At 65.0% G+C, this 17,995-nt stretch carries 14 protein-coding genes and 3 tRNA genes; 6 read left to right on the forward strand and 11 right to left on the reverse strand.

The annotated features are described in order from the left end of the window. Positions 1–41: 41 nt before the first annotated feature. From ettA to J2S45_RS07750, 4 genes are all read right to left on the reverse strand, one after another. The gene (gene ettA / locus J2S45_RS07735) at positions 42–1,724 is read right to left on the reverse strand and encodes an energy-dependent translational throttle protein EttA (RefSeq protein ID WP_296929237.1); all 1,683 of its coding nucleotides are present in this window, start codon (positions 1,722–1,724) and stop codon (positions 42–44) included. Positions 1,725–1,845: 121 nt separating this feature from the next. Continuing rightward, on the reverse strand, positions 1,846–2,439 hold the full coding sequence (locus J2S45_RS07740) for a single-stranded DNA-binding protein (protein WP_296929239.1): 594 nt from the start codon (positions 2,437–2,439) through the stop codon (positions 1,846–1,848). Positions 2,440–2,571: 132 nt separating this feature from the next. Next, entirely contained in the window at positions 2,572–4,035 is a 1,464-nt protein-coding gene (locus J2S45_RS07745; RefSeq protein WP_307635020.1) for a GTP-binding protein, read from the reverse strand. A 7-nt stretch (positions 4,036–4,042) separates the two neighbouring features. Next, on the reverse strand, positions 4,043–5,587 hold the full coding sequence (locus J2S45_RS07750) for a dynamin family protein (RefSeq protein WP_307635021.1): 1,545 nt from the start codon (positions 5,585–5,587) through the stop codon (positions 4,043–4,045). 91 nt (positions 5,588–5,678) lie between these two features. On the opposite strand from J2S45_RS07750, the gene J2S45_RS07755 reads away from it, so the two are divergent. Together J2S45_RS07755 and orn are read left to right on the forward strand one after the other, a co-directional pair. Beyond that, a tRNA-Arg gene (locus tag J2S45_RS07755) sits at positions 5,679–5,751 on the forward strand. A 17-nt stretch (positions 5,752–5,768) separates the two neighbouring features. Then, positions 5,769–6,422 (forward strand): oligoribonuclease, encoded by a 654-nt coding sequence (gene orn, locus J2S45_RS07760; protein WP_307635022.1) that lies wholly within the window; start codon positions 5,769–5,771, stop codon positions 6,420–6,422. A gap of 142 nt (positions 6,423–6,564) precedes the next feature. On the opposite strand, the gene J2S45_RS07765 is transcribed toward orn, so the two are convergent. Next, positions 6,565–6,636: transfer RNA gene (locus J2S45_RS07765), tRNA-His, on the reverse strand. A gap of 86 nt (positions 6,637–6,722) precedes the next feature. Continuing rightward, positions 6,723–7,652 (reverse strand): ATP-grasp domain-containing protein, encoded by a 930-nt coding sequence (locus J2S45_RS07770; RefSeq protein ID WP_300049072.1) that lies wholly within the window; start codon positions 7,650–7,652, stop codon positions 6,723–6,725. 205 nt (positions 7,653–7,857) lie between these two features. Here J2S45_RS07770 and J2S45_RS07775 point away from each other — a divergent pair. From J2S45_RS07775 to J2S45_RS07790, 4 genes are all read left to right on the forward strand, one after another. Further along, a tRNA-Lys gene (locus J2S45_RS07775) sits at positions 7,858–7,934 on the forward strand. Positions 7,935–8,006: 72 nt separating this feature from the next. Further along, positions 8,007–8,246: a hypothetical protein gene (locus J2S45_RS07780; RefSeq protein ID WP_296930532.1), complete on the forward strand. Its 240-nt coding sequence runs from the start codon at positions 8,007–8,009 to the stop codon at positions 8,244–8,246. Further along, a complete protein-coding gene (locus J2S45_RS07785) occupies positions 8,243–10,915 on the forward strand; it encodes a DEAD/DEAH box helicase (RefSeq protein WP_307635023.1) in 2,673 nt (890 codons plus the stop codon). The genes J2S45_RS07780 and J2S45_RS07785 overlap by 4 nt, the downstream gene beginning before the upstream one ends. Positions 10,916–10,922: 7 nt before the next feature. Next, positions 10,923–11,633, forward strand: a complete 711-nt coding sequence (locus J2S45_RS07790; protein ID WP_307635024.1) for a YggS family pyridoxal phosphate-dependent enzyme — start codon at positions 10,923–10,925, stop codon at positions 11,631–11,633. Positions 11,634–11,716: 83 nt separating this feature from the next. On the opposite strand, the gene pflA is transcribed toward J2S45_RS07790, so the two are convergent. From pflA to J2S45_RS07815, 5 genes are all read right to left on the reverse strand, one after another. Then, positions 11,717–12,622: a pyruvate formate-lyase-activating protein gene (gene pflA / locus J2S45_RS07795; RefSeq protein ID WP_307635025.1), complete on the reverse strand. Its 906-nt coding sequence runs from the start codon at positions 12,620–12,622 to the stop codon at positions 11,717–11,719. Between the two features lie 91 nt (positions 12,623–12,713). Beyond that, positions 12,714–12,962, reverse strand: a complete 249-nt coding sequence (grcA2, locus tag J2S45_RS07800) for an autonomous glycyl radical cofactor GrcA2 (protein ID WP_296930544.1) — start codon at positions 12,960–12,962, stop codon at positions 12,714–12,716. 28 nt (positions 12,963–12,990) lie between these two features. Further along, positions 12,991–15,072 carry a formate C-acetyltransferase gene (gene pflB / locus J2S45_RS07805; protein ID WP_307635026.1) on the reverse strand — a complete coding sequence of 694 codons (2,082 nt, stop codon included), beginning with the start codon at positions 15,070–15,072 and terminating at the stop codon, positions 12,991–12,993. Between the two features lie 131 nt (positions 15,073–15,203). Next, positions 15,204–16,841: a citramalate synthase gene (cimA, locus tag J2S45_RS07810; RefSeq protein ID WP_307635027.1), complete on the reverse strand. Its 1,638-nt coding sequence runs from the start codon at positions 16,839–16,841 to the stop codon at positions 15,204–15,206. A 10-nt stretch (positions 16,842–16,851) separates the two neighbouring features. Then, entirely contained in the window at positions 16,852–17,994 is a 1,143-nt protein-coding gene (locus J2S45_RS07815) for a branched-chain amino acid aminotransferase (protein WP_307635028.1), read from the reverse strand. Position 17,995: the final 1 nt, after the last annotated feature.

The raw sequence follows: 17,995 nt of genomic DNA on the forward strand, positions 1-17,995 counted from the left end.
GTGCGGGCGTGAGCCCGCACCACCGCGCCGTCAGCTAACGCCTAGTCGCGCTTAAACTTACGATACGTGGAGGAGGCAGGACGCGAGGCGTCGACGCCCAGACGCTCCACCTTGTTCTTCTCGTAAGACTCGAAGTTACCCTCGAACCAGTACCAATTGTAGGGCTCCTCCTCCGTACCCTCCCAGGCGAGGATGTGGGTGGCCACGCGGTCAAGGAACCATCGGTCGTGGGTGATGACCACGGCACAGCCGGGGAAGTCGAGGAGCGCGTTCTCCAGAGAGCCGAGGGTTTCGACGTCGAGGTCGTTGGTCGGCTCGTCAAGGAGGATCACATTTCCGCCCTGCTTGAGGGTGAGGGCCAGGTTGAGTCGGTTGCGCTCGCCGCCAGAGAGGATGCCCGCCTTCTTCTGCTGATCTGCCCCCTTGAAGCCGAAGGCCGAGACGTAGGCGCGCGAGGGCATCTCCACCTTGCCCACCTGGATGTAGTCCAGGCCATCAGAGACTACCTCCCACAGCGTCTTGTCCGGGTCGATGCCTGCGCGGTTCTGGTCGACGTAGGATAGCTGGACCGTCTCACCGATGCGCAATTCGCCGGCGTCGAGAGGCTCGAGACCAACGATCGTCTTGAAAAGGGTGGTCTTACCCACGCCGTTCGGGCCGATGATGCCCACGATCCCGTTGCGCGGCAGATTGAAGGACAGGTCCTGAATGAGGACACGATCCCCGAAGCCCTTCTTCAGCTTCTTCGCGTCGATCACCAGGTTGCCCAGCCGCGGCCCCGGCGGGATCTGGATCTCCTCGAAGTCAAGCTTGCGGGTGCGCTCGGCCTCGGCGGCCATCTCCTCGTAACGGGCCAGACGCGCCTTCGACTTGGCCTGACGGCCCTTCGCCGAGGAACGGACCCACTCCAGCTCCTCCTTGAGGCGCTTTTGGAGCTTGGCATCCTTCTGGCCCTGAACCTTGAGGCGCTGAGCCTTCGTGTCGAGGTAGGTGGAGTAGTTACCCTCGTAGGGGTAAAGCTTGCCGCGGTCCACCTCCGCGATCCACTCGGCCATGTTGTCGAGGAAGTATCGATCGTGGGTGATGGCGATGACGGCACCGGGGTACTTGACCAGGTGTTGCTCGAGCCAGAGCACCGACTCGGCGTCGAGGTGGTTGGTGGGCTCGTCGAGGAGCAACAGGTCGGGGGCCTCGAGCAGGAGCTTGCACAGTGCTACGCGGCGCCGCTCGCCACCCGAGAGCACGCTGACCGGGGTGTCCGGCGGCGGGCAGCGCAGCGCATCCATCGACTGCTCGAGTTGGGCGTCGATGTCCCAACCGTTGGCGGCGTCGATCTCCTGCTGAAGCTTGCCCATTTCGTCCATGAGCGCGTCAAAGTCCGCGTCCGGCTCGGCCATCTCCATGCCGATCGCGTTGAAACGCTCCACCTTGGAGAGGATATCGGCCACGCCCTCCTGGACGTTTTCGAGGACAGTCTTGTCTTCCGTCAGCGGCGGTTCCTGGAGGAGGATGCCCACCGTGTAGCCGGGCGAGAGCCGGGCCTCCCCGTTAGAAGGCTGGTCGAGTCCAGCCATGATCTTGAGGATCGTGGATTTACCGGCGCCGTTAGGGCCCACCATGCCGATCTTCGCGCCGGGGTAGAACGCCATCGTCACGTCGTCGAGGATGACCTTGTCGCCCACCTTCTTGCGGGCCTTGATCATCTGATAAATAAACTCAGCCACAGTACTCCCATAGTTGTCTTCGGATACTAGCCCAAGCCTAATTTATCCTCCCCGGGTGGCAAAGACCCGCGCCTGGGCGTTTGGTCACCCGGCGCGGAATCTTCAGCCTCATCGCCTCGTTCTACGCCATCAGATCGACCTCCTGCGCATCCTCGAGATCCTCCAGCTCGGCGTCGACGTCGGCGCCGAGGGCCTCGGCATCGAGTGCGGCGGCCTCGATGTCGACGACATCGAGGCTGTCCTCGCCGCGGCCCTCCGGCAGGGCTTGGCCCGCCTCGGCGGTCTCCGAGCTCTCAGCCTTCGGTTCGACCCGCCACTGCTCATCGCCTGGCGCGGCGGGAGGCGTATTCATAATCTTCACGAAGTTGGCCATTCCCGTGGATATTTCCACCCCCACCGAGTCTGCGTGGATGACGAGGGAGGTCCGGGCCACCCCGTCCCTATCCGCCCACATACGCTGGGTCAGCCTGCCGCGCACCAACACCGGGGTACCCTTGTGTAAGGATGTAGCGGCGTTCTTCGCCAAGGATCCATAGCAGCGCACCGAGTACCACGTTGTCACGCCCTTCCGGAATTCGCTGTGTGCCCGGCTAAAGTAGCGCGGGGTCACCCCCACGTTCACGATGGTCGCGGCCCCGGCCCCGTTCTCGTCCGGCGGGAAGTAGCGTGGGACACCGCCCACCCATCCGCGAATTGTCACAATGGTGTCGTTCATCAGTTCTCCTTCATTACTGGAAAGTGGCACTTCCGACTCTGCCAACTTCCTCAAGGCGGCGTCGGGGGCACCTACCCGAAAAGGGGGTTCCTCCAGCCTCAGCAACGCCTGTGGAGAACTTTTTTCGCGAATTTATGCGGTTTTCTCCTTCGCGAAAAAGACCGTCGAGTCAAGCGCCTCGCGCGTGAGGCGGTGCTGGTCGAGGATCTCACGCGGCCCGGCCACGAGGTGCTCCTGCGTGGCCTGCGCCATCGCCTCGCGCACATCACGTTCGTATGCCGCGGCCGCCCGCGCGGCACTGCGCGCCACCGCCTTCTTACCAAGCCACCCGGCCACGAACCCCACAAGCACGCCTCCCACGACGACGCCGACCTTCACCGCCGTGCTCATGGAGCCAAGCACGGCGAGCACCACGCCAGCCACCGCGAGCGCCACTCCCCCGACGAGCCCCACGAAAGCCGGGATGTGGGAGACCGCGGGCAACGGCGTCGTGCGAATCGCCGTCCCGAGCGCCCGCCTGAAGCGGTCCGCCGGCGACACCGCGGAGGTCACGGCCTCCTGCCACACCGGCGGAAGGCCGGTGCGCACGTGCGCCACCCACGCGTCACGGATCGCATGAACCATGGTATTCGCGGGCTGCTCAGGTACCACCAGCGCCGCGGCTTGGTAGGATCGGCCCGACGCTCGGATCGACTCCACGACGGAGGGGATGCCAGAGGAACGCACGATACGGTCGTTGATGTCATCGACAGCCTCGCCCTCGACGGCCGGCTCCTCACGGCCCACGTTTTGCCGCAACCGTCCCGCGATCGCGTCAAGCTCAGCGGCCGCCGTGCGGGCATTGAACGACTGGCCGGCAACCGCCCGCGCGAGCACGTCACGCACACCGTCGACTCCATCACCAGTCAGCGCCGACGCGGCCAGGATCGGCACCTCCGTCAGCCCGTCGCGGTCCAGGAGGTTACGCAGGTCGCCAAGCAGGGTCTCACGCTGGTTCGCCGGCACGCGGTCGATCTGGTTCATCACCACGACCATCGCCTCCTGGCGCCCGCCCAGGCTCTCGAAGAAGCCCTTGTGGAGGACCTCGTCGGCGTACTTTTGCGGATCAACGATCCAGATGAGCACGTCAGCCATCGGCAGCAGCCGATCCACTTGCGCCGAATGTGCGATCGCCACCGAATCATGGTCGGGCAGGTCGAGCAGCACTAGCCCATCGAGCCTGTCGTGGCCCACCGTCAGGATCGAGGAGTGCTCGATCCTGCGATCGGGATCCACCTGCAGGTAGTCCAGCAGCTCGGAGGCGTCCACGTCGAACGTGCAGGCAGCCGCACGCTCCGTCGTCGGGCGGATGTCACCCGAGTCCGCGAAGTCCAGCTCCGTGATCGCGTTGAACATGGTCGACTTGCCCGAGCCGGTGCCGCCCACCAGCACGGCGACCGTCGTATCGAGCCCGAGGCGCATGCGCTCCTGGGCGCGGCGCAGATCGTCCTGGGCGCGACTGGCCACATACGGGTCGAAGTAGGGCCCGCCCGCGCCGACTGCGCTTTGCAACGCCTTCAGCCGCCCAATGACCTCTTCATCTGCCTGGCGATCCATACTTCCCCTATCGGTGTAAAAACTCGGTGGCGCGCAGCCGCAGCGAGGCCGCGTCGCCCACGTATATCTCATTCACGACGCCGGTGTAGGCGGCTACCAGCTCATCCATCGCGCCCCGGACCTGGTTCGACAGATCCTCGCGGGCCTCCCGGACCGCGCTCTTCGCCCCGAGGTTCTCCGCCACCTTCCGGGCGCCCGAGATGCCCGCGGCCGCCGCACCCAACAGCGCCGCCTGCCCCGCCTTGCCCAGCCACGGGTTGTCTGGTACGTGCTTGGCCAGCAGGTCGCCCTTCCACGCGTCCACCGCGCGCTGCGCGATCCCATCCAGATCGACCAGCTCGTTCGCCCGCTGACGAAGGGCCTGCGTGTTGACGGCGTCGAAGGCCCACGCCTCGTTCACGTTCGCCCGCGCCGCCGTCAGCCCCTGGGTCAGGGCCACGTTGACTGAAGTCGCCACCGCGTCGAAGATCGCGGTCATCGCCCGGTCGCGCGTGCCGCTACGACGATCGAAGACGTTCGGCTTGCGCCCGGCAACCATGCCAGCCAGCGGCCCACCCGTCGAGGCGAGCGAGAGCCACGCCGTCGTCGGCGCGCCCTGTCCAAAGCGGCCGTGCTCGATGTTGGTGGCCAGCTTCTCCAGCGGCGCCTGCGCCCCCTCCAGCGCCTTATCCTTGAGGTCTGTCAGGGCGTTCTCCTGGGCTTCCACCGCGTCGGCCAGCAGGAGCAGATCCTGGCGCAGCTGCGGCAGGGTCGCGGAGGTGGTGCGCGCCACGAGGGAGTCAGCCGCCTTCGTTCTTGCCACTACCTCCAGCCACTGGCGCAAATCGGCCACGTATTCCTCGGGTAGCAGCCCGTCGTGCGCCCCGGCGTCGGGGACGATGAACAGCGGGCTTTCCGCCAGACCCATGCGCCCCATACGCTCGGCCAAGTCGCGCCGCACCACCGACAGGGCAGAAGCCGGCACGCGGTCAAGCACCACGGCACACGTCACCCCGCGCGCGTTCGCCATCTGTAGCGTATCCCAGGCCACCGCGTCACCATAGCGCGATGCCGTCGTGACGAAGACCCACAGGTCCGCGGCGTCGATGAGGCGCGAGGAAAGCTCACGGTTGGCGTCGTCCACCGAGTCCAAGTCCGGCGCATCAACAACGACGATGCCCTCAATCCCGGATTCGACCGCCTCGTACTTGCCCATCTTTGCGAGCGCATGGTTGGCCATCGCCGAAAAGTCGTTCGGGTGCATGACCATAACGGGCGTGCGCGTGGTGGGACGCAACACCGACGCCGGCGAGATCTCCCGCCCAACCAGCGAGTTGACCAGCGTGGACTTGCCCGCCCCCGACGATCCGCCGAACACGATCACTGCCGGCAGCTCATCCGAGTGCAGGTGTGGCAGAATCCGGCTCTCCAGCTGGGTCAACAGCTGCGAACGCGACTCCATCAACTCGCGCGCACCAGGCATCTCCAAGGGCAGCTCGACCTTGCGAAGCTCCTCGATCGTGCGCGTGACGAGGCCAGCCAGGCTGGCTCGGGAAAATGCTGGAGTACTCACCCCTCTATTGTGTCGCAAAAGTCCCTAAATATCGATCAGGCTCCCCGGCATTTGACCGCCTCGGCAATACCGGCGGTATCATAAACTGATTGCCTCCATAGCTCAGCGGATAGAGCAGTGGCCTTCTAAGCCATGTGTCGCAGGTTCGAGTCCTGCTGGGGGCGCTTGGTAGGATATGGCTGTGAGCATCAATAACGAAAAAGCACCTATTGTTTGGATTGACTGCGAAATGACGGGCCTCGACCTTGGCCTCGACGCCCTCGTGGAGATCGCCGTGGTCGTCACGGACTCCCAGCTCAATCCGCTCGACGCCGGTCTGCGCCTCGTCATGAAGCCCTCCGAGCAAGCCGTGGCGCAGATGGATCCCTTCGTCCGCAACATGCACACCGTCACCGGACTGATCGACGAGTGGGACGACGGGCTTGCGATGGCCGACGCCGAAGAACAGGTCCTCGCCTACGTCAAGCGCTTCGTCCCCGAGGCACGCAAGGCCCCGCTCGGCGGCAACTCCGTGGGCACGGATCGCACCTTCCTCGCCCGCGACATGCCCAAGCTGGTCGAGCACCTGCACTACCGCGTCATCGACGTCTCCTCCATCAAAGAGCTCGCCAAGCGCTGGTATCCCCGCACCTACTTCGCCTCCCCCGAAAAGACGGGCAATCACACGGCCCTGGGCGACATCTACGATTCCATCGACGAGTTGCGCTACTACCGGGCCATCCTCATGCCCGCCGGCGAGGGGCCGAGCACCGAGGAGTCCCGAGCGGCCGCCCACGAGATCCTTTCCGACCTCACGCGCACCCGGGCCGAGGCCGCTAGCGCAAAGGCCAACTGACGGCGGAAACCCGCACCCACGCCGCACATGGCCCCATGACCGCGCTCGCGGCTGGGCGAGTTAGTTACCCCTGAGTTACTCCACGGGGCAAAAGGGAACCCCGGTTTCTCACTTTTCGTTGAGACTCCGGGGCTTTATTCCGGGTGGCTGACGGGGCTTGAACCCGCGACCCCCTGGACCACAACCAGGTGCTCTACCACTGAGCTACAGCCACCATGCGCGCCGGCTTTCGCCGCGGCAACGAATTGAAACTATACCAAGCCCTACGCCAGCTCACCTAAACGGCGACGGTGAAGCATATCACCAGAAAGCGCGCATTTGGATGGCATCGGCGAATCCGGTGAGATGATCCTCGTCCACAGACAGGTAAAGCTGGCCGTCGATAAGCGAGACCTCCATGACGTAGAACTCCTCATCCGAGTCCGGCGCACCGCGCACGAGATCCACCCGGTTAAACAGGAGCAGCTCGTCGCGCCCAGACATGTTCTTGATGTGGGCGTGCAGGGTTTGTCGGATGCGTTCGCCCCAACGCCACGTCTCCTCCGAGGCCCGAGTGGCCCGAACCACTTCCTCCACGACGCCGGCCCCGCTGGTGTTGCGGTAACGCGGGTGAAGCATCGGGTCCTTCTCCACCTGGTAGGAGGCGAGGCCGTTGAGGTAAACGAGCGAGGTTTCACCGGCAACGTCGATATCCTCCAGGTAGCGCTGCACCATCACGGAGCGCCCAGCGTTGAGTTCGTACTGGGCATGGAGAATCGCCTCGGCGCGCGACGTGGCATTGGTCGCCGTGTAGCGTCCGGTGCCTCGACCTCCGGAGGAGACGGCGGGCTTGATGACGAAATCGCCGTAGGAGGGGAAGCGGGAGTGGATCTGCTGCTTGGTCAGGTGCTGCTCAGGCTCGAGCCAGACGGTGGGAATGATCGGAAGCCCAAGCTTTTCCAACGCCTGCATGTAATGCTTGTCCATGTTCCATTCCATGGTGCTCGCCGAGTTGGCGATGCGCGGGATGGAACGCGCCCACTCGATGAACTTCTTGGGCGCTTTGGCATAGTCACGCACGGAGCGAACCACGGTCAGGTCAGATTCGTCCCAGTTCACGCTGGGATCGGACCACACGGCGATGACAGGTTCGATCCCCCGATCGCGCAGGGCGTCAGGAAGGCCTTGTTCATCTTCGCTCAGGTTCGGAAGATACTCGGAGGTCGCAAGGAAAACTTTTGGTTGAGCCACGCTTGCGATTCTAGTTGATTTACCGCCCCGGCGCGCGCCCAACGGGCAAATCGACGCAATGCGGGCGGCGGGCCCGATCCCGGGTCGCGCCACGCACCAGCACCATCTCGACACGCAGCCCGATCACGTGCCCCAGTTCACACCAAAATGGCCCGCATCGATTTGCGCAAGACGCCCAGCCCGGACTACAGTAAAACATCGTTGCGCACCGCTAGCTCAACTGGCTAGAGCATCTGACTCTTAATCAGAGGGTTCTGGGTTCGAGTCCCAGGCGGTGTACCAAAGGAAGGCGATCAGCTCAGGCTGGTCGCCTTTCGTATAGGATAGCCCAGTAGTCAACTGGGAGGATGTGTCGTGGAAACTTTGCAACGTGTGTTTTGGCATTCCACGTTTAACCCGCTGGTCGTCTTCGCCGGGATCCTGCTCGCCTTCTTGGCTTTCCAGGCCAACTCCACCGAGCGCGTCATCCTCCTCACCGGCTTGGCGGCCCTCCTCGCCGTCCAGGTTTGGCGCGCACGTGCCCGGCGTCGTGCTGACGGCGCTGCACAGCAACGCGATGACACCGGCGACCAGGATGGTGAGGGGCGCCCATGATCCTCAACCGCGCCCTCGACGCCCTGGAAGACGCCCACGGCCTGACCCCCTCCCCCGACGCGATCCTCGAGGCGTTCACCGAGGCCTTCGAGTCCTCGGGCAAGACGATGTATCCCCACCAGGAGGAGGCCCTGCTCCACATCGTCGCTGGCGACCACGTTATCGTGGCCACGCCCACCGGTTCGGGCAAGTCACTCATCGCCGCCCAGGCGCTGTTCACCGGGCTCGCCACTGGCCGCACGGCCTACTACACCGCCCCGCTGAAGGCACTGGTCTCTGAGAAGTTCTTCGACCTCATCGGCGAGTTCGGCGCCCACAACGTCGGCATGATCACCGGCGACTCCTCCATCAACCCCGGCGCGCCTATCATCTGCGCCACGGCCGAGATTCTGGCCAACATCGCGTTACGCGAGGGTGAGGAGGCGGACGTCGGCGTCGTCGTCATGGATGAGTTTCACTTCTACGGCGACCCGCAGCGCGGCTGGGCGTGGCAGGTGCCGCTCCTCGAGCTTCCGCAGGCACAGCAGATCCTGCTTTCGGCGACCTTGGGCGACACGTCCTTTTTCGTCACGGACCTCGAGCGGCGCACGGGTCGGCCCGTCTCGATTGTCGACGACGCCGTCCGCCCGGTTCCGCTGCACTTCACCTACTCCGCTGAACCGGTTAACGAGATGATCGAGGAGCTGGTGGTCACCCACATGGCCCCGGTTTACGTGGTGCATTTCTCTCAGCGCGAGGCGGTGGCCCAGGCTCAGGCGCTCATGTCGACCGCGCTGATCAGCAAGGATCAGCGCGAGCGGATCCGCGCGGCACTCGGCAATTTCAAGTTCAGTCCCGGCTTCGGTCAGACCCTGTCGAAAATGCTGCGCAACGGGGTGGGTGTCCACCATGCTGGCCTTCTGCCGCGTTACCGTCGCCTCGTGGAGAAGCTGACCCAGGCGGGGCTTCTGGTGGTCATCTGCGGCACGGACACGCTCGGCGTGGGGATCAACGTGCCGATCCGGACGGTGCTCATCACGTCGCTGGTCAAGTTTGACGGGTCCAAGAGGCGTAACCTTGGCGCGCGCGAGTTTCACCAGATTGCGGGGCGTGCGGGCCGGGCGGGCTACGACACGGTGGGCTACGTCGTCGTGCAGGCCCCTGAGCACGACGTCGAAAACGCACGCCGCCTGCGCAAGGCCGGGGACGACCCGGCGCGGATCAAGGGCGTCCAAAAGGTTAAGCCGCCGGAGGGAGAGGTGTCGTGGTCTGAGAAGACCTTCGAGCGGCTGAAGGAGGCTCAGCCGGAGAAGCTGACCTCACACTTCCGCGTGGATCACGCGATGATCCTCAACCTGCTTCAGCGTCCCGACCCGGTGCCGGCGATCGTGAAGATTCTCACCGATAACCACGAGCCGGCCACCGCGCGTAACCGCTTCGTGCGCCAGGCGATCGATATCTACTCCTCCCTGCGTACCGCCGAGGTCATTAGGCACGAGGACCGTGACTGGCGTCGCGCCCACCCGGACCGCCCGGCGATTCACTTCTCCAAGGATGTCCCGGACGACTTTGCGCTCAACTCCCCGCTGGCACCCTTCGCGCTGGCGGCCCTCGAGTTGCTCGACCCGGAGGATCCCGACTTCGCGCTTAACGTGGTCTCGGTGATCGAGGCCGTCCAGGAGAACCCGAGCCCGGTGCTCAACGCTCAGCGCCGGGTGGCTCGCGGGGAGCTGATCGGCAAGCTCAAAGTTGAGGGAGTGGAATACAGCGAGCGGATGGCGCTCGCCGACGAGGTGACCTGGCCGCGCCCGCTGGCTGATCTGCTCGAGCCGGCCCTGCAGATGTACGCGAAGTCGAACCCGTGGGTGGCGGGCCATGAGCTGGAGCCGAAGTCCGTGGTGCGGCAGATGATCGAGGAGGGGATGACCTTCACCGAACTCATTTCGCGCTACGACCTGGACCGCTCCGAGGGCGTGGTGTTGCGCTACCTCACCGACACTTACCGTGCCCTGCGCCAGAGCGTGCCGCACGAGTACCGCGATGAGGAGGTCGACCAGATCATTGGCTGGTTGGGTAGGCTTGTGCGCTCGATCGATTCCTCGCTCCTCGACGAGTGGGAGGCGCTCGCCGACGGCCGCCTGACCCTGGACGAGATCAACGGGCTGGCCGGCGACGGAACGACGGGCGAGGAGGCCGCCTTCGGTGCGGACGAGGACGGCAACGTCACCTTCACCCGCAACAGGCACGCCCTGCGCACCGCTGTCCGTAACGCCATGTTCGCTCGGGTGGAGGCTCTTGACCGTGACGATTTCGACTACCTTGCGCGCCTCGACCCCGCATGGGATGCCGGCCGTTGGGCGGATGCGATTGACCCGTACTGGGACGTCTACGCCCGGCTGGGCACCACCACGGACTCCCGCTCGGAGCGCTTCTTCTCCATCCTTGAGGACCCCTCCTATGCCGACCTGCTTCAGGCTGGCATGGATGAGGACGATGCCTCCGACTGGTTGGAGAGCCACAAGCCGGGGCGGGTGTGGCTCGTCATGCAGATCCTCGACGATGAGGGCTCGGCCGAACCGGAGACGGGCGAGGCGGAGATGACGTGGGCGATGTGGGCGCTCGTCGACCTCGACGCCTCCGACGACGCCGATAGGCTTGTTCTTCACATGATTCGCCTCGATCAGCGCTAGGAGTGAGATGATCAGCGCAAATATCGATTCCGTTCGCGGGCGCATTGCCCGCGCCGAGCAGGCCGCCGGACGTGCGCCGGGCTCCGTCACGTTAGAGGTGGCGGCCAAGCACCAGCCGCTCGCCAACCTTGTGGAGGCGGCCGCGTGCGGGGTCACGACCTTCGGTCACAATCTTGTCCCCCAGCTGGTTGAGTCCGCCGCCGGACTCGCGGACGCCGGCGTGCGCGCCACCCACACGGTGATTGGGCCGGTGCAATCGAACAAGCTGCGCGCGGCGATGGACCGCGCGGATCGCATCGACACCGTCGATTCGGTCAAGGAGGCCATGCGCATAGCCCGCCGCCAGGAGGCCCGTATCGAGGAGGAGATAGCCGAGGGGCCCTACCCCATCCTCATCCAGGTTAACTCGGCCGGGGCGCACACGCAGTCGGGGTGCGCACCTGCTGAGCTGATCGACATCGCGGGCCAGATTTGCGAGCTTGGGTTGATCCGCATCGATGGGCTCATGACCATCGGCGCCCACACCACCGACGACGCCGCCATCCACGCCTCCTTCGCGCTCACCCGCGAGTTGTCGGAAAAGATGCGGGAGCTGTCCGGACTGGAAGGCGCGGCCGAGCTGTCGATGGGTATGACCCACGATCTGGAGATCGCGGTGGCCGAGGGCTCCACGATGGTTCGGGTGGGCACGGCCATTTTCGGTCCGCGCCCCGCATGAGCGCAATCAGCGCGTAGCCTCGGCGCCTAGGTGGTGGTTCGCGCCGGGCGCGAGCGTCCGGCGCGAACCTGTACCTGGATAGGCTAGAAGGTCTTCAACCCGGCGGAGCGGAAGATGTCGCGGATGAGGTCCGTGTGCGCCTTGGTGGGCGGCTCGACGTCCTTGAGCTGGTACTCCATCCCGAGCGTTTCCCACTTGTCGCGGCCCATCTGGTGGAAGGGAAGCACCTCCACTCGGGTCAGTGAGCTGAACTCTTTCATGATCTCGGCGGTGGCCTCGATGTTGTCGATGTCGTCGGTGAGGCCGGGCACGAGCACGAAGCGCGCCCAGATCTCCACGCCAGCCTCCGAGAGCCGGTGGCCAAAGTCGATGGTGGGTTGGAGTTGGCGTCCGGTCGTGCGCTCGTAATAGTCGGGCAGGCCGGACTTGACGTCGAGGAGGACGAGGTCCGTGTCGGCCATCATCTGATCGGTCAGGTTGCGCCCGAGGAAGCCGGAGGTGTCGATCGCGGTGTGGATCCCCATCTCCTTCGCCCCGCGTAGGAGTTTGCCGAGGAAGGCGGGCTGCATGAGCGGTTCGCCGCCCGAGAAGGTCACCCCGCCGTTGGTGACCTTGAAGACGGCCTTGTAGCGGCTCATCCGATCGAGGATCGCCTCGGGGGTGGCCACCGTTCCCTCGCGGGCCCGGAGCGTATCAGGGTTGTGGCAGTACAGGCAGCGCAGCGGGCAGCCGGCGAAGAAGACGGTCATGCGGGTGCCGGGCCCATCCATCGCGGTGACCAGTTCCCACGAGTGGAGCGAGCCAAGGTCCCCGTTCCGGATCGCCATGATGTGCTCATGGCGCGTCATCTCCGGGGCGCGTGCGATGCCGTCCAGCCCCTTACCCGCCACGCGCGGGATTTCATCCTCGAGCGGGGCGGGAGCGTACTCGCCGGTGGAGCCCTCGCCCACCTGGAAGTACTTGCGTGCATCTAGCTGATAATTCGCCAATCAATCTCCCTCATCAAAAGCGGCTCGGTCGCCGCGTAATGATAGCGGGCGCGCGGGAAGGCTCCCGCGCGCCCGCCTCACCGAACCTACACTACATGTGGTCGTGGAACGTACGCGACAGGACGTCGAGCTGCTGCTCGCGGGTGAGGCGAACGAAGTTGACGGCGTAGCCCGACACGCGGACGGTCAGCTGGGGGTACTTCTCCGGGTGCTCCATCGCGTCCTCGAGGGTCTCGCGGTTGAGGACGTTGACGTTGGCGTGGTACAGACCCTGAACGCCACCGTTCTCCTCGCGCTGGGCCTTCATGGACGCAAGGCGCTCATCGTATGTCATAGCCATGTTTTTTCTCCTTGTGTTGTGTAATTATTTAGCCCTTGCGCACCATGCCGGCATCCATGATGCCAACAAGGTTGGTGACCTGCTCATCGTGGTCGCGGCCGAGCGAGCTGGGAACAATGGTGTTGGTCAGCGAGATGCCGTCCAGGGCATCCGCGTAGTCAAGCTTGCCCACCGAGAGCATGGAGGCGAGCATGCCGTGCGTGTCAGCGCCGTTCTCCGGGTTGGCACCCGGGGCAAACGGCGTGCCGGCGCGGTGGCCGGAGGGGAAGTTGCCGGTGTTCTTGCCGTAGACCACGTTGGAGGTGATCGTTAGCACGGACTGGGTGGGGACGGCGCCGCGGTACATCGGGATTGCCTTGATCTTGCTCATCACCGTGTGAACGATGGTGGCCGCGATCTCGTCAGCGCGGTCGTCGTCGTTGCCGTAGCGCGGGAAGTTGCCCTCGGTACGGTAGTCGACGATGAGGCCGGACTCGTCGCGGATCGGGTAGACCTTGGCGTACTTGATGGCGGACAGGGAGTCGGCGACGATCGACAGGCCGGCGATGCCGCAGCCCATCGTCCGCAGGATGTCCGTGTCGTGGAGCGCCATCTCGAGGGCCTCGTAGGCGTACTTGTCGTGGCTCCAGTGGATGATGTTGAGGGCCTCAACGTAGGTCTCGACAACCCAGGTGAGCATGTCCTCGTACTTCTCCCACACCTCGTCGAAGTCGAGCGGGCCGTCGCCTTGGATGGGTTCGTAGCCGGTCACGATCTGCTTGCCGGTCATCTCGTCCCGGCCGCCATTGATCGCGTACAGGAGCGACTTGGCCGCATTGACGCGGGCGCCGAAGAACTGCATCTGCTTGCCCACCTGCATCGGGGACACGCAGCACGCGATCGCCGCGTCGTCGCCCCAGTGGCCGCAGATCTGTCGGTCGGCCTCGTACTGGATGGAGGAGGTCTCGATGGAGACCTCGGCGCAGAAGCGCTTGTAGCCCTCCGGTAGCCGCTCGGACCAGAAGATCGTGATGTTCGGCTCCGGTGCCGGGCCGAGGTTCATGAGGGTCTGCAGCAGGCGGAAGGAGGTCTTGGTCACGAGCGTGCGGCCGTCGACGCCGAAGCCCGCGTCCGACCAGGTTGCCCAGTACGGATCGCCGGAGAAGATCTGGTCGTAGGCCTCGGTGCGCAGGAAGCGCACGATACGCAGCTTGATGACGAGGGAGTCGATGATCTCCTGCGCCTCGCTCTCGGTGAGGACGCCGCGGGCGAAGTCGCGCTCGAAGTAGATGTCGAAGAAGGCCGAGACGCGGCCGAAGGACATCGCGGCGCCGTCTTGCGACTTGATCGCGCCGAGGTAGCCGAAGTACGTCCACTGCACGGCTTCCTTCGCCGTCTCAGCCGGGCGGGAGATGTCGAAGCCGTAGCTTTCCGCCATCTTCTTCAGCTTCTTCAGGGCGTTGATCTGCTCGGATATTTCCTCCTGGTCGCGAGCCCAATCCTGGGAGAAGGGCAGGTCGGCGCGCGCGAGCTTGTCCGCCTGCTTCTCCTCGATCAGGCGGTCCACGCCGTAGAGGGCCACGCGGCGGTAGTCGCCGATGATGCGGCCACGGCCATAGGCGTCGGGCAGACCGGTGATGATGTGCGAGGAACGGGCGGCGCGGATGCGCGGGGTGTAGACATCGAAGACGCCCTGGTTGTGGGTCTTGCGGTAGCGGGTGAAGATCTCCTTGACGTCCGGGTTGATCTCCTTGCCCGCCTCGTGGATCGCTGTCTCGACCATGCGCCATCCGCCATAGGGCATCATGGCGCGCTTGAGCGGGACATCCGTCTGCAGGCCGACGATCACGTCGTCCTTGTCGCAAATGTAGCCCGGGCCGAAGGCGTCGATGTCCGCCGGAACGTTGACGTCGACGTCGTAGACGCGCCTCTCGCGCTCCACTGACAGGTACTTCTCGTCAAGTTCCTTCCACAGCCCCAACGTCTTGTCCGTCGGGCCCTCGAGGAAGGACTTGTCGCCTTCATAGGGGGTGTAGTTCTTCTGGATGAAGTCGCGCACGTCAATCGTTTGCTGCCATGCGCCTTCCGTGAATCCTTGCCACTGCTGGATGGTCGTTGCCTCGGTGGTCACGTTACTCCTCAGGTTGTTCTAAGTACACCCTCATTCTAGGAGATCGTCCTTCGAGCACAGCACATGGGGAGCTAACTCACATCGCACAATTCAGACAAAACACACCCCGGCGCTCCATGCCGTGAATGGAGTCATTCCACCCCGGGACTAAAGGTCCGATCTACCCCACGAGCTGGAGAAACAGGCTCATGCCCCGAGCGGATGAGGCCATAGTGATAACCGTCCGTCAACGCCTCCCACGCCGCCTCGATCACGTCAGCCCCGACCCCGACGGTCGTCCACGTCCCCGCCGCATCATTCATCGTCAGCAACACGCGCGTCACCGCGCTGGTACCGTCGGCCGAGTCAAGGATACGCACCTTGAAGTCGGTCAGCCGCATGTCCTCCAGCTCGGCATACACCGGGGTCAGCGCGGCGCGCAAAGCCTGGTCGAGGGCGTGCACCGGGCCCACGCCCTCCCCCATCCGCATGATTCGATGCCCACCGGCGTACAGCTTGACGCGCGCCTCACTCACCGTTTCCGACGGCGACGCCGCCGAGCGCACGTCTGCCGCCCACTGCTCCACCTCAAAGTAGCTCACCAGCTCCCCCAGCACCTCGCGTACGAGTAGCTCGAAGGACGCGTCCGCGGCGTCGTAGCTGTAACCCATCGCCTCGGCCGCCTTGACCCGCTCCGTGATCTGCCGCAACTCCTCGCCTCGGCCCGTCAGATCCACCCCAAACTCGCGGCACTTGAGCTCCACCGACGAGCGGCCAGCCATGTCGGAGACGAGCATGCGCATCCCGTTGCCCACCGCGGCCGGGTCAGTGTGCTGGTAAAGATTGGGATCCACGCGGATCGCGGAGGCGTGCAGACCGGCCTTGTGGGCGAACGACGAACGCCCCACATAGGGCTGACGCGGCTGCGGGGCCATATTGGTCAACTCGGCGATAGCGTGGGAGACGGAGGTGAAGTCAGCCAGCTGCTCCGGCGTCACGGCCTGAAAATCTGTCTTGAGCGCAAGATTCGCCGCCACGGTCAGCAGGTTGGCATTCCCGGTGCGCTCCCCGTAGCCGTTGATGGTGCCCTGCACCTGACGACACCCGGCCTCCACCGCAGCGATCGTGTTCGCGACGGCGCACCCGGCGTCGTCGTGCGTGTGAATGCCGAGCCTCGGCGTAACGCGCTGTGCCGCCAGCCGCGTCTCGAGGTCGGCGACCGTGTCGGAGACTGCCTTTGGCAACGAGCCGCCGTTGGTGTCGCACAGGATCGCCCAGCTCGCCCCCGCGCCCAAGGCCTCGGCCACGACGGCGGTGGCGTAGTCGGCGTCGGCGGCGAAGCCGTCAAAGAAGTGTTCCATGTCCACCATCACCTCACGCCCACACGAGCGCAGGTAGGTGACCGTGTCGCGCACCATGCGCAGGTTCTCCTCTGGCGTGGTGCGCAACGCGCCGACGACGTGGCGGATGTCCGACTTGGCCACCAGGCAGATGACCGGTGCGCCCGAGTCAATAAGAGCAGCCACCTGCGGATCCTCCGCGGCGGGTACCCCCGCCTTGGCGGTGGCGCCGAAGGCGGTCAGCGTGGCGGACCGTAGCGGATTGGCGGACTTGAGGGCCGCGAAGAACTCCGTGTCACGCGGGATAGCACCCGGCCAGCCGCCCTCGATGTAGTCCGCGCCCATCGCCTCAATGTGGGGCAACATGGCGATCTTGTCCGCCACAGACAGGCTGATGCCCTCCATCTGGGCGCCGTCGCGTAGCGTCGTGTCGTAGATGAAGACCTTCATCGCCGGCCGCCTAGGCGTCGGCGATCTTGTACAGCCAGCCGAAGCGGTCTTCCCGGTGGCCGAGCTGGATCGCGGTGAGCTCGTCGTAGATCGCGGCGGTCTTCTCCCCCACCGGCACCTCGACGTCGAAATCCGTAGAGGCCAGGCGCCCGATCGGTGTCACGACGGCGGCCGTACCGCACGCGAACATCTCCGCGACCTCTCCCGACTCGATACCGTTGACTACCGATGCCAGCGAGATCGTTTCCTCGCTGACTGCCACGCCCTCGGACTCGAGGAAATCCAGGATGGAGGAGCGGGTGCCGCCAGGCAAAATGTTGCCCGTCAGTTTCGGGGTCTTCACAGAGCCGTCCGCCATGACGATAAAGACGTTCATACCGCCCAGCTCATCGATGTTGGTGTTGGTTGCCGCATCCAGGAAGAGCACCTCGTCGTAGCCGGCGTCGTGAGCCGTGACCTTGGGCAGGAGCGAGGCGGCGTAGTTCCCGCCCGTCTTCACGTCTCCCATACCGCCCGGGCCGGCGCGGTGGTAGTCGCGATCCACGAAGACGTTGATCGGCTTGAGCCCATTCGGGAAGTACGCCCCCGACGGCGAGGCGATTACCAAGTATTCATAGCGCGTGGCGGCCCGCACGCCGAGGAATGCCTCGGAGGCGAAGACGAAGGGACGCAGGTAGAGCGAGGAGCCGGGCGCTGAGGGCACCCAGCGCGCATCGGCGCGCACGAGGTCCACGATCGAGCCCATGAAGTCCGCCAGCGGGATCTCAGGGATCGCAAGGCGCCGGCAGGACATGTTGATCCGCGCCGCGTTGTAGGTTGGGCGGAAGGTCCAGATCGAGCCGTCATCGTGGCGGTAGGCCTTCATCCCCTCGAAGGCCTCCTGGCCGTAGTGGAGGATCGCGCCGGCCGGGTCGAGACTCAGCGGGCCGTAGGGAACGATACCCTTGTTGTGCCACCCCTTCTGCGCGCTCCACGTGGCGCGGGCCATGTAGTCCGAGAAGTCGGTGCCGAATCCCAGGTGGTCCATCACCTGCTCGTACTCCGCCTCCGACTTGAGTGCCTCGTTGCGCTGAAGCGCGAACGTGCCGGCGAAACTATCGGCGCTCGCCACAGGCTGGGCTGAAAGCTTTTCGAGTTCCGTGTGCTGACGCATG

This window comes from Trueperella abortisuis (genome assembly GCF_030811095.1).
Lineage (GTDB): Bacteria > Actinomycetota > Actinomycetes > Actinomycetales > Actinomycetaceae > Trueperella > Trueperella abortisuis.